The sequence below is a fragment of the Oleiphilus sp. HI0066 genome, from assembly GCF_001635725.1.
This window is the reverse complement of record NZ_LWFH01000269.1, coordinates 1-10,962: the sequence shown is the minus strand read 5'-3', so window position 1 is coordinate 10,962 and position 10,962 is coordinate 1. Positions and strand designations below refer to the sequence as shown.

The following is a 10,962-nucleotide window of genomic DNA, read 5'->3' as shown; positions in this document are numbered from 1 at the left end:
GGCTTTGTTAATTTTGGGGTACGCGTGTTGGCATTGGTTTCTGAGCCATTTCCGCATATGTTTTTGTCATATCCCAGTATGATTGAAATGCGAAAAGTGCGCAGTGCAGAGCGTGTCACGACGCGAATCATGGCGAACATAGATAGCCATTTTAATATCGATGCAACATGGCCAAAAGATGGAATCATTGAAGACCTAAGCAAAACGGGTGCAAAAATCAGATCTCGTGATCGGCTAGGTGAGTTTGGTCATGAGTTGTTGTTGGAGTTTGATCTAGTATTACCAGACATGACGCGCAACGTTCGCTTATCTGCGATTATTCGAAATGCGCATGTTGAGTCGGAAGTTGTCGGCGAACCGCATTTTGTTTTTGGCGTGCAGTTTTTAGAAATGAGCGAAGATGCGCGTCTGACCCTCAATAATTTCATTTATGAGCAAAGATAAGCTCCGAAGTATATGAGCCATTCAAAAAGATTTACCGTTGCTCTGGTCATTAACCCTGTAGCAGGTTTAGGCGGACCAAGCGGATTTAAAGGTAGTGATGCCGTTGATACCGCGGAGCGAGCAAGAGCACTTGGTATCACAAGTGCCATTCCAGGCAAGATTCAGCAAATCATAGAAGGCCTATCAGATAGCCTTGATCAGATTGAATTTCTGATTCCAAGCGGAACAATGGGAGAAGACTATTTTACTCAGCTAGATCATGCCAAATTAATGTATAAGGTTGTGTATTCCGCGCCGAGTGAGACCACTGCACAGCACACGCAAGAGGCTGTGAATATCTTATCTTCATTTAGTCCGGACTTGCTGTTGTTCGCTGGTGGAGATGGCACGGCTCGAGATGTTTGTGCGTCCATAAACAACGAGCAGGTATGTCTGGGCATACCGAGTGGTGTGAAGATGCACTCTGGTGTTTTCGCTATCACGCCTCAAGCAGTTGTGTCGATCATAAAGAGCATGTTGGCGCGTAAGCTCGTTGCGGTGACTGAAGCTGAGGTGCGTGATATTGACGAACGATCCTTTCAAGAGGGGCGGGTTGTTACCAAGCACTTTGGTGAGTTGCTTGTTCCCGATGATCAATTGTTGGTGCAATGCGTAAAGTGTAGCGGTTTGCCTGATGATCAGTTATCGCTAGATGACATTGCGGCATTCGTCTCTGAGACGCTCGAGGATGATGTACTTTATCTCTTTGGTTCTGGTGGTAGCTTACGACATATTAAAGAGTTCGTCGGCATTGATGAGCCAACCTTGCTTGGTGTGGATGCCTGGTATAACGGAGAGTGTATTGCGAAGGATGCGAACGAACCAGTATTGATTGATTTACTTGGCAATTATCCAAAGGCAAAGTTGTTTTTGTCTGTGATTGGAGGGCAGGGAGTAGTATTAGGCCGCGGTAATCAGCAGCTAAGCGTTCGCGTGTTAAGAATGCTTGGCATTACCAACATTCAATTTGTCGGGACGCAAGAAAAGCTTCATGCGTTAGAGGGTAAAGCACTGCAGGTCGATAGTGGAGACGATGCTCTGAACCAAGAGATTAGTGGTTATCGGCCCATTTTATGTGGCTATCACGACTACGTCTTGTACGACATCGCTTACAGTGCATAAGTTCGTCTATTTATTTTTGTACTCTGAAAACAAATGAATCATCAAGCGAGCCAAGTGAGTCGAGGTCCCATTCTTCAAAGCAATTCTAAGGATCTCTACATTAGGAAGCTTGTTGTCCTCTTCGGCTAACTCATCGCTTAGATGATTGAGCAATCTTAGTCCTAGGGCGCTAAGCGTCGCCTGCTCAATCGCTTCTTGTCGAAGCGTTGACTCAAAGCTCATGTATCCTTCGCTTTCTAGCCACAACATTGCTCCGAAACAGGCCTGAAAACGAGGGCTATGAAGCCCAAATTCGTCAGGATTATCTGGGCCTGCAACGTCTTCAACAAAAACCGAACTTTTTACAGGAAAGCTCTGATAAAGCTGCAATAGTACGACCGCGCAATCGCGATAAAACTCTTCAATGTGTATGTCGTACATGCTTTATTCTGTTTCAGGAAGCTGCTTGTAGGTCTGTAAAAATTTTTCGAAACGCGCAATCGCATCTCGAAGTACATCTTCACGCGGTAGGAATACAAAACGGAAATGTTGAGTGTCTTGCAAATTAAAGCCAGTACCATGCACGATGAGAATTTTTTGTTGTTTGAGCAAGTCGAGTACTAGTTGTTCGTCGTTGTAGACTTTGTGAACTTCAGGGTCTAGCTTCACGAACATGTAAAGTGCGCCTTCTGGCTTAGTACATTGTACGCCGGGAATCTTATTCAACAGCTCGTAAGCCAGATTACGTTGCTCGTAGAAGCGACCACCGGGGATGATCAGATCATTAATGCTCTGGTATCCACCAAGAGCGGTCTGAACGGCATACTGTGCTGGAACGTTTGCGCACAAACGCATTGAAGCCAACATATCTAATCCATCGATGAAGTCAGACGCTAAATGTTTAGGGCCTGAGATCATAAGCCAGCCAGAGCGATAGCCCGCTGCACGATAAGATTTTGATAAGCCATTAAAGGTAAGTGTGATGACATCATTCGACATTCCTGCCATCGGGAAGTGCACAGCATCATCATATAAAATTTTGTCGTAGATCTCGTCAGCAAGAAGAATCAAGTTATGTTCGCGGGCAAGATCAACAATCTGAGAGAGCAACGCTTTTGAATACACTGCTCCGGTTGGGTTATTGGGGTTAATAACTACGATGGCCTTGGTGTTTTCTGATATCTTCGATTTGATATCATCAATACTTGGCTCCCAGTTCTGTGTCTCATCACACTTGTAGTGAACTGCGTTGCCGCCACTCAGCGTGACCGCCGCCGTCCAAAGTGGGTAGTCGGGAGATGGAATTAGCACTTCGTCACCGTTGTTAAGCATGGCCTGCATAGCCATCACAATCAGCTCGCTCGCACCATTCCCTAAATAGATGTCTTCAATATCGACACCTAAAATTCCACGGGCTTGGTAGTGCTGCATGACAGCTTTTCTACCAGAGTATAAGCCCTTGGAATCACAATAACCTTGTGCGTTAGGAAGGTTGCGAATCACATCTGTTTGAATTTCTTCGGGGACGTCAAAATCAAACGGTGCTGGATTGCCGATGTTGAGTTTGAGAATACGATGCCCCTCTTCTTCGAGACGACGTGCTTCGCGGGCAACTTCGCCGCGAATGTCATAACACACGTTGTCGAGTTTTGAGGATTTCTTAATGCTTTTCATCGTTTTCTCTTTGTTTATTAAAGGTATTTATTAAGCCTAGAAGCCATTCTATATAAATAAAGGAATATTGGAATGCTTAGGGAGGTATCCGCGCGCCTATCTTTGTAGTTGCTTACAACAAATTTTGGATGGCAGCGTTTTCGGGGGCGCTAGCGATTAACTCGTTAGTGGTCATTCCGAGCTCTGATTTAAAAAAACGGCGGAAACCTGAGATCGTTTGAAATCCGAGAAGTTCGGAGGTTGTCTCAATGCTTTTGTTTTGTTGGATAAGAAATACTTTTGCCAACTCTATACGAGCTTGAGATGAGAGCTCGGAAAATGACGTGCCGAGTAGGCTGAGTTTTTTCTGAAGTCCGCGGGGGGAAATGCTAAGTATCGTCGACAGAGTCGAGCCATTGAACGAATCAGGAAGATGTCGAATCAATTGCGTACTTGTTCGATAGTCAAAGCTCCAATATCTCTCAGCATTACGCGCGCTATCAACGCATTTTTTGATGTAGGTTTTATGCAATGTATGATTTGAAGTTTTTAAGCCCACATCGCTTAGCTCGTTTTTAAATTCGAGAATAGACAATGGGGCGTTGAACTCAATGTTCAGACCAAACAGCTCGGAGTATGCGTCTGCGTAACTTGGCTTATCGAAGTCTAACCAGACTTTGCATGGGGAGATTGAATGGCAAAGACTGTCGCGTGCAAGGTTAACTAAATAAATGAAGACCGCTTCAGCGCAAAAACGTCTTTGATGTTCCGACACGTTTTTCTTGTAGGGATAGTTTAGTGCGATTGAAATAGAGTCACTGCTTTCAAACGTAGTTAAGTAATACGAAGCACCTTGCATGTAATGCAAATCGTTAATTATTTGCATTGCGTTGCCGAACGATGGTGCGGTCATTAGCGCGCGCGAAAAATCACACAAGGCGTAGGGGCACAGCAGTCTTCCGTAGTGGAGCCCTATGTCGGAGCTAGGGTCGTTTTCATAGATCGAACCCACCAAATGACCATAAGCATCTCGTGACTCTTCACTCATGCCAAAATTATTGACGATGCGTTCAGCGTCTAATGGTCGCGGCTTGAGTGGTTCAGGAGCAAGCTCCATCAGCAAGCGAAAATAAATTTCATCTAGCATGGCTTTCGTTCGGCGAAAAAAGAATTAAATAAAGTCTTCATTGAAGAAAAGAGAAGAGAGCCCTCTCGTAGTCAAGGTGCATTAATTATTGTTGCTCTAACAGCATTGCACTCAAGTCCCGAAATATTAACTTAGCTACTCTCAAGCAACTGTGCAGACAATCTCACTTTTATGACTTATTAGAATTCGTGCGCGTTATTCTATGAAAACAATGGATCTTGAATTGATCTGGCTCAAGCCTGCAGGAGAACTCCTTTGATAGCCTGAATGTACTAACTAAGGAGACAGAAATATGTATATAGATGAAACAATCATTGCGGGCGTAATTGTCGTTCTTGGAACTATCGGGTTTCTAGGTGGTTTTGCAGCATTTGTTTACAAAGATGCGCACAAGAAAAAATCTGTTTAGTTGTCAGAATTAAGCAAGAAATGGAACGTCAAGGTTTTGGCATTCTATTTCGAATGGATGTGCTTACTCCATTTCTCGCAGTCAAGTTATTGTTTTTAATATAGAAAAAATCCTTGGTATCAGTTTTGTATAAGAATTGACCACTTTTGTGGAGGTTCACAATGCGCAGATATTCTTTTACTCAAACAGAGCTGTACACACTCATTTTATTTATCGCCGTCATCGCAGCGTTGGCCGTGTTGCTTGGCTTTAATATCGCTTGGCAGTTTAATCAAAGCACTGCTAAAGCTCCTCTCGTTTTATCCCATCAAATTGAATCAGAACAGCTAGAGGTCACATCCAATGGGCCCAACTCAGATAGCGATGCACAGACGTATTTGTCATACGAGGGGCTGACTTCAACGGAAGTGTTTGATGCCGTCCCTGCTATAAATTCTGTTTCTGTAGCGGATGATGCACCTCTGCTTAAGTCAGACTCAGGGTTCAGTCAGGCGAACAAAGCTGAGGCTTTCGTGACTGAAGGTGCCACTGGTTTTTCGCTTCAGCTTGCCGCGTTTTCTGAAAAAAAGAGAGCAATAGCTTCTGCGAAAAATCATCGAGATGCCTATGAAGATCTAAGAGTGTTGGTGAGAGAAGTTGATGGTAAACAGTATTTTTCCGTGGTGGTTGGGCAGTTTCCAACTAAAAGTGCTGCGAAATTAATGCAACGAAATATGATGTCTAATACTGGAATATCTAGTTATGTCATTCAGCGTGATGGCGCTCAGCGTGAGATCAACCTAAGTTCTTAATTTTGTGGAGGAGATAAGCTCCTGACACTGATGGTCAGGAGCTTGGCGTAATTACGCTTTTTTACGACGTGTTGCCGCTAATCCTGCTAGCCCGATAGCAAACAAAGCTAAAGTGCCCGGCTCAGATACTTCAACATCGTTGATTTCTCTGAACAGTTTTGTTCTCAATGCAGCTTCAAAGTCAGTGCTGAAGTTGTTCGCAGTAACAAAAAAACCTCCGCCAGCAGTGGTTAAGCTTGTTAAAAAGTTTTGTCCACTCGCGTTGGTCAATGCATCCCCTACACCAATGGCGTTAACAGTAATACCGTTTGAATTCGCTGTTGTTGCTGCACTAATTGCTGCGTCATATGCACTCTCGCCCCCACAAGCATTACCACATACATTAGGGAAACCGTCTGTAGAGATATCGATGATTAAACTGTCACCATCAATTGAGTTTGATGTAATGCTGTTTGCGGCATCAGTAATAGCTTGGGCAGTATTAGTCGTGCCTGATGTATAGCTAAGACCGGTTGTCACGCCTCCGTCGAATAATCCACCAAACGCAGCGGCTTCTGTATCATTTGTCAAATGCGTCCATGAAATTGCTTCGGTTACACCAGATGAGAAGCGCCAAGCACTTACATACAATTCGTCATTTGATGTAACAACGTTCGTAAAAAAGTCATCTTGGAAAATGTTTTTATAGGCATCTAGTTGTGCGTTGTAATTGGTTGAGCCGATACTTCCTGAGCTGTCGATAACAAGCGCAAGCTCTATTACGGCGGCGTTTGCAGATGCGGCACTGAGAGAAATAGCAGCAGCAGTCGCTATTCCTTTTAATGCAGTTTTTAGTGTTTTCATTTTTTAATCCCTTTAGTTATGAACCTTGATCGGTTTTCTCCGTTTCCTTGGAGTTTTCCAGACTGCGAACCGGGTTGTGCAGAAATTGCGCAACGTAAGCGTAGAGTGCAATTATTAAGGCATTTTTACAAGTCCAAGCGAGTGATGGATTGCGAATAAGCTTCTAAAACTTGAAGTAATTCATGCTTGGCAATGAGGAGCGCTTAGGAAAGTGCTGCTATCGTTCAAATAATTTGAAGTAAAGCCTTAAAAATATGGTGTTAAACCTTAGTGAACTGCTTAATAAACTTGTCTCCGTTCTGAAAGATAATTCAATTTAGGAGATGGAATCATGAGTGCAACAAAACTATTAACATCAGTTGATCAGGCGTTAACAGGGCCAAACTTACAATCGATATTCGACATTGTTGGTCGAGTTGGTTTAGCTGCTATATTTTTATTGGCGGGTATTAGTAAGGTTCAAAATTTTTCAGGCACTGCTCAGTACATGGCATCAGTAGGCTTATCTGAAGCCTTGCTGCCATTAGTCATAGCATTTGAAATTGGTGCAGCGATTGCCCTGATAATTGGATTTCAAACGCGTTTAGTCGCTATCTCGTTAGCAATTTTCTGTGTTGTAAGCGGATTTATGTTTCACGGAAATTTAGAAGATCAGATGCAATTCATCTTGTTCTACAAAAATATCGCGATGGCAGGAGGCTTTCTAGTGCTTGCTGCGCAGGGAGCGGGGAAGTTTAGTTTGGATGCAAAGCTATTACGTTAAGCTTGTCCATTAGATGAAAAAGCCAAGACAGTGTCTTGGCTTTTTATTATGTATCGCTCTGTTTAGTTAGCTCTGCATGGTCTAAGTGATCAAAGCTTCGACCGTAGATTTCTAGATCCATATCCAAATCGTAGGCCAGTTTATTTTCTTCTAACTCCAGATTCATGCTCATTGATGTAGTTAAAGCCTTTTCTCGCATGAAAACGCTCTGTGCTATGTGTCCTTCGCGGTCTCGGCCGCGGAGTTTGAATGCCCAACCATTCTCTGTTTTCTCAACTTTACCTTCTAGTACGACTGAAACGCCTCGTGGAATAGCTAAAGTGTGAATAACTAAATCGTTCTCTTTGTCCCACATCCAATAGCCGCATTGGTCGTGAAGATGCTTGTTGTCACGTATACGATGAACGATTTGGTGATAATAAACACCGACAAGTTCTTGCTCTTCTGCGTTATCAACATCACCGATGGGGGTGTAAGTTACGGTTTCTCGGTAAGTGTTTTTCTCAGTTCCATCTGGCTCGGGGGAGGTGTCAGAGCCTTTGTCGCCGATCCATGTGCCAACTAGTAATGCAAGAGGTCCTAGATGTTCAAAATTATTCATAGTGTTCGCCGAAAATGTATTGACCAATGAGTATAGACTTAAAACTGTTCTTCATAGCTGTTGATGGATGCGAATTCCTCGACTGTGCCGTCTTTATTCATTAACCATACTTTATACGCTTGAAATCGATCCCCATCTTCCATACCAGCTGAACCTATTGGCATTCCGGGTACGCTTAATCCAAGTGCTCCAGGGGGAGGGTTGTCGAGAAATTGTTTCATCGAAATAGGAGGTACGTGGCCTTCGAAAACGTAGTTGCCCGCTACACCGGTATGACATGATCGTAGCTTTGGATGTATACCAAACTTATCTTTGATGCCGTTCAGTTGAGTGTGGTTAATGGGATTTGTTTGAAAGCCGGTTTTGTCTAGATGATCTATCCAGCCGTTACAGCAGCCGCAATGCTCTGATTTGTATACATCTATCGCGGTTTCTTGTACAAACTTTTCATCACCTGAAGAGGCAACGGACAAGGAATAAGATACGGTAAGCAATAGAGTAAGGAGTATGCGCATAGTCTAAATCCATAAATCGGAAGCGTTAGCTGTAAATACTAAAAAAAGCTTAACTTAAATGATTATCGAACGAAATAAGACTCCCTTTGTCTTGAATAAGTTCACTCCATTGTTTTACAAATTTGCCCGTACTTTGGTTCAAACTGTAGCCATTTATTTTCCCTGCTCCGCTGCTGGTAACAAATGCAAGATTTGAGGGGCTAATTCCACAAACATCGTGTGATCTTAGTTGATTGACTAAGGTCATTGTTTCGCTGTCCCAGAACGATATCAGACCTGCTCTTGGATCGCTTGCAGCAAAGTAACGACCAGAACTCTCAAATCGAATACTTCCGACATAATTGCTCGTATTTGCTTGTTTGTCTGGCAGTTGAGTAGCTAGCCTTAACTCTTCACCTAATTGAGTTTTCCCGATACAAGAACCCTGAGTATGAATTCTTCCCTGTTGTTGAGAACCAAATACAACGACGTCCTGCTTGTTTACGTCGATATGTCGAATACTAAGCTGATGGTGTTTTCTAGAAAGAGACCTTTGTTCTATCAACTCGCCGGATGCAACATCGATATACGAGAGGTTAGGGTGCATTGAGTCTATGTTTAGTTTTTTTCTCCCTGTGTTTGGGTGGGTGCGAATACCTCCATTGGCAACAACTAGGTAGTCCAGCTTGTGTAGCGTAGCGAGTTCATGTGGCCCAATTCCATGTGAGGCGTGATGCTGCAGAAGTCGGAACTCGTCTCTCACGTCTCTAATTCCGATTAAACCTTCCCCTGTTTCGAAGTTTTGTTCAGTTGTAAAAAGCAAATTGCCGTCACGACTAAAGCAAGCATGACCGAAAAAATGGGTGTTCTTCGGTGATTCTATTTGGACTAATTTTTCGAGTGAGTATGCGTCAGCGATAGTGAGATAAGTTTGAGGTCGTCTCGCGACCGCCACTACCATTGATTTATTGGGATTAAACAGGACTTGATGCGCCCGTCCTGGAAGCTCAAGTAGTTGTGGGGGGCTGTTGTTCTCTAACTTACAGAGTGCGAAGCGATCTCCTATTTTTATAGCACTTAAGATTGCATCGTTTTGTTTTGTATCGAATGCCGAAGATACTGAAGGCAGTGCAATAAGGCCTGTGCAAAGCGTCAACCCGTCTATTAAAAATTGTCTGCGGCGCATTAATCACCATCGCGACTATTGAAGCCTAAATGAATGCCCATCTTGGTCAGCGTGTTTTCTAACTCCGAATGAGCATGAATTAAGTCCTGCGCAATGTCTTTTAGCTCTCTGTACTGTTCGTTACTTTTTATCGCCTTTGCTAAAGGTAGGTTTATGCTCATTAGACGGTTTTTCGCACTTTCTAAAATAGAAGTGGTTGATGATAACTCTGCGTTAGGTATGTTTTTTTGCAGCGTTTCGATCATGGCAATGCTAACGTCTAAATTCTCAGTGATGAAGGGGAGAGAAAGGCCACTTCTCCAAGCTTCGAGACGTTGAAATTTTGCTTTTTTTGCGGAGCTGCCCATCGGTCGTAGCAATTTCAAAGCGCTAATAACTTCGAGGTTTTCAGCGGCTCCTTTCAGTAGCGCTGTTGCAGCATCGATCTCATCTTCAAAGAAACCGTCTAGTTGTCTTGGATCCTCAAATTGTTTGCGCATTGACTCTTTCCATTCAACAGCAAGCTCACTGCTGATACGGAGAAGATTTTGTGTATGTAGCGCGAGTAGTTCGCACGATCTGTTACCAATTGGCTCTTTTGAATATAGGATACGCTCTAGTACATTTAAGGCCCCAATACTAAATCGGCTAGTCGGGAACTCTTGCTCACTAAGAGCTATATCTGTATTTTTTTTGAATTCGTGAATACGTTTTCCTGAATAGCCTTTTTTGTCAGGCCAAAACTGAATACTTACATCGCGTTTTGCATATGAAATGGGACCAAAACGAATATGTTGGACAGCTTGCCAAGCAACCCCAAACTCAGCATAGCTGTTTTTGAAACTACTATATGCTTGAGTGTCTTTTTTGTTTCTACAGAATTTCACTCTGGCTTTATTTAGACTTGATGCGCTTGATTGTAGTCTTTCATAACCGGGAATAATCTGTGTGTTTACAACGTCTGAATTGAATGAGTTCCAATCGGCGTTGGCGAGTGAGCAAGACGTAAAAAATAAGCACCCTAATAAAAAGGATTTATGTCGCATAAAAAGACTGGTCATCTAGAGTGACTCCACAAACTGGATCAGGTGGTTCTGATCAGACTGAGATAAATTGACGAATTGCGTTTTACTTTTTCTAGCTTCTCCGCCATGCCATAAAATAGCTTCTGTTACGGTTCTTGCTCGACCATCGTGCAATAGTCGTAACTGCTGGTTGACTTGCTTTTGGTATGCCAGGCCCCAAAGTGGGGGTGTACGCCATTCAGAGCCGTTTGCTTGATGCTCTATAAAGCCATCTGCTAACTTCTCGCCCATATCATGCAACAAGAAGTCTGAGTATGGCCATATGGTTTCGTTAACCGGCAGCGCTTGGATTTTTGAATCAAGAGTATAACTTGGTCGGTGACAGTCCGCGCAGCCAATATCGGAAAATAGTTGCTGACCTTTTATTCCTTTATCGTCTAAATTCACTCTTTTGGGCACGCTAGTCATCGAAGTGAAGTACAAAATA

14 protein-coding genes are annotated in these 10,962 nt (G+C 43.3%); 5 read left to right on the top strand and 9 right to left on the bottom strand.

Translation table 11 applies throughout. The features are described from left to right. A partial coding sequence (locus A3738_RS04085) for a PilZ domain-containing protein (protein WP_197473576.1) occupies nt 1-444 on the top strand: 444 nt, incomplete at its 5' end. 12 nt (nt 445-456) lie between these two features. Continuing rightward, complete coding sequence (locus tag A3738_RS04080; protein ID WP_068476968.1) at nt 457-1,605, top strand: ATP-NAD kinase family protein; 1,149 nt, start codon at nt 457-459, stop codon at nt 1,603-1,605. A 6-nt stretch (nt 1,606-1,611) separates the two neighbouring features. On the opposite strand, the gene A3738_RS04075 is transcribed toward A3738_RS04080, so the two are convergent. From A3738_RS04075 to A3738_RS04065, 3 genes are all read right to left on the bottom strand, one after another. After that, nucleotides 1,612-2,025: a hypothetical protein gene (locus A3738_RS04075; protein ID WP_068476966.1), complete on the bottom strand. Its 414-nt coding sequence runs from the start codon at nt 2,023-2,025 to the stop codon at nt 1,612-1,614. Between the two features lie 3 nt (nt 2,026-2,028). Then, the gene (locus A3738_RS04070) at nt 2,029-3,258 is read right to left on the bottom strand and encodes a pyridoxal phosphate-dependent aminotransferase (RefSeq protein ID WP_068502353.1); all 1,230 of its coding nucleotides are present in this window, start codon (nt 3,256-3,258) and stop codon (nt 2,029-2,031) included. Nucleotides 3,259-3,370: 112 nt separating this feature from the next. Next, a complete protein-coding gene (locus A3738_RS04065; protein WP_068476962.1) occupies nt 3,371-4,384 on the bottom strand; it encodes an AraC family transcriptional regulator in 1,014 nt (337 codons plus the stop codon). 292 nt (nt 4,385-4,676) lie between these two features. Between A3738_RS04065 and ccoM the strand changes: the two genes are divergently transcribed. Together ccoM and A3738_RS04060 are read left to right on the top strand one after the other, a co-directional pair. Further along, on the top strand, nt 4,677-4,793 hold the full coding sequence (ccoM, locus tag A3738_RS32395; RefSeq protein ID WP_304439253.1) for a cytochrome c oxidase subunit CcoM: 117 nt from the start codon (nt 4,677-4,679) through the stop codon (nt 4,791-4,793). Nucleotides 4,794-4,954: 161 nt separating this feature from the next. Next, nucleotides 4,955-5,584: an SPOR domain-containing protein gene (locus A3738_RS04060; protein WP_068476960.1), complete on the top strand. Its 630-nt coding sequence runs from the start codon at nt 4,955-4,957 to the stop codon at nt 5,582-5,584. A 51-nt stretch (nt 5,585-5,635) separates the two neighbouring features. Here the strand turns inward: A3738_RS04060 and A3738_RS04055 are convergent, their stop codons facing one another. Next, nucleotides 5,636-6,427, bottom strand: a complete 792-nt coding sequence (locus A3738_RS04055; RefSeq protein WP_068476958.1) for a DUF1194 domain-containing protein — start codon at nt 6,425-6,427, stop codon at nt 5,636-5,638. Between the two features lie 331 nt (nt 6,428-6,758). Between A3738_RS04055 and A3738_RS04050 the strand changes: the two genes are divergently transcribed. Further along, nucleotides 6,759-7,190 carry a DoxX family protein gene (locus A3738_RS04050; RefSeq protein WP_068476957.1) on the top strand — a complete coding sequence of 144 codons (432 nt, stop codon included), beginning with the start codon at nt 6,759-6,761 and terminating at the stop codon, nt 7,188-7,190. 46 nt (nt 7,191-7,236) lie between these two features. Here A3738_RS04050 and A3738_RS04045 read toward each other — a convergent pair whose 3' ends face one another. The 5 genes from A3738_RS04045 to A3738_RS04025 all read right to left on the bottom strand — a co-directional run. Continuing rightward, nucleotides 7,237-7,791 (bottom strand): heme-binding beta-barrel domain-containing protein, encoded by a 555-nt coding sequence (locus A3738_RS04045; protein ID WP_068476955.1) that lies wholly within the window; start codon nt 7,789-7,791, stop codon nt 7,237-7,239. A gap of 38 nt (nt 7,792-7,829) precedes the next feature. Then, nucleotides 7,830-8,306 (bottom strand): DUF411 domain-containing protein, encoded by a 477-nt coding sequence (locus tag A3738_RS04040; RefSeq protein WP_068475648.1) that lies wholly within the window; start codon nt 8,304-8,306, stop codon nt 7,830-7,832. A gap of 49 nt (nt 8,307-8,355) precedes the next feature. Beyond that, the gene (locus tag A3738_RS04035; protein ID WP_068476953.1) at nt 8,356-9,471 is read right to left on the bottom strand and encodes a DUF1513 domain-containing protein; all 1,116 of its coding nucleotides are present in this window, start codon (nt 9,469-9,471) and stop codon (nt 8,356-8,358) included. Continuing rightward, nucleotides 9,471-10,511, bottom strand: coding sequence for an imelysin family protein (locus A3738_RS04030; protein WP_068476951.1), 1,041 nt, complete (start codon nt 10,509-10,511; stop codon nt 9,471-9,473). Before A3738_RS04030 ends, A3738_RS04035 begins: the two co-directional genes overlap by 1 nt. After that, the coding region (locus A3738_RS04025; RefSeq protein WP_231876527.1) for a di-heme oxidoredictase family protein at nt 10,512-10,962 on the bottom strand (451 nt) is incomplete at its 5' end.

Excerpts from the sequence above, each read along its gene's own strand:
- A3738_RS04080 (WP_068476968.1), top strand. The coding sequence starts at position 457 with ATGAGCCATTCAAAAAGATTTACCGTTGCTCTGGTCATTAACCCTGTA.
- A3738_RS04075 (WP_068476966.1), bottom strand. The coding sequence starts at position 2,025 with ATGTACGACATACACATTGAAGAGTTTTATCGCGATTGCGCGGTCGTA.
- A3738_RS04070 (WP_068502353.1), bottom strand. The coding sequence starts at position 3,258 with ATGAAAAGCATTAAGAAATCCTCAAAACTCGACAACGTGTGTTATGAC.
- A3738_RS04065 (WP_068476962.1), bottom strand. The coding sequence starts at position 4,384 with ATGCTAGATGAAATTTATTTTCGCTTGCTGATGGAGCTTGCTCCTGAA.
- ccoM (WP_304439253.1), top strand. The coding sequence starts at position 4,677 with ATGTATATAGATGAAACAATCATTGCGGGCGTAATTGTCGTTCTTGGA.
- A3738_RS04060 (WP_068476960.1), top strand. The coding sequence starts at position 4,955 with ATGCGCAGATATTCTTTTACTCAAACAGAGCTGTACACACTCATTTTA.
- A3738_RS04055 (WP_068476958.1), bottom strand. The coding sequence starts at position 6,427 with ATGAAAACACTAAAAACTGCATTAAAAGGAATAGCGACTGCTGCTGCT.
- A3738_RS04050 (WP_068476957.1), top strand. The coding sequence starts at position 6,759 with ATGAGTGCAACAAAACTATTAACATCAGTTGATCAGGCGTTAACAGGG.
- A3738_RS04045 (WP_068476955.1), bottom strand. The coding sequence starts at position 7,791 with ATGAATAATTTTGAACATCTAGGACCTCTTGCATTACTAGTTGGCACA.
- A3738_RS04040 (WP_068475648.1), bottom strand. The coding sequence starts at position 8,306 with ATGCGCATACTCCTTACTCTATTGCTTACCGTATCTTATTCCTTGTCC.
- A3738_RS04035 (WP_068476953.1), bottom strand. The coding sequence starts at position 9,471 with ATGCGCCGCAGACAATTTTTAATAGACGGGTTGACGCTTTGCACAGGC.
- A3738_RS04030 (WP_068476951.1), bottom strand. The coding sequence starts at position 10,511 with ATGACCAGTCTTTTTATGCGACATAAATCCTTTTTATTAGGGTGCTTA.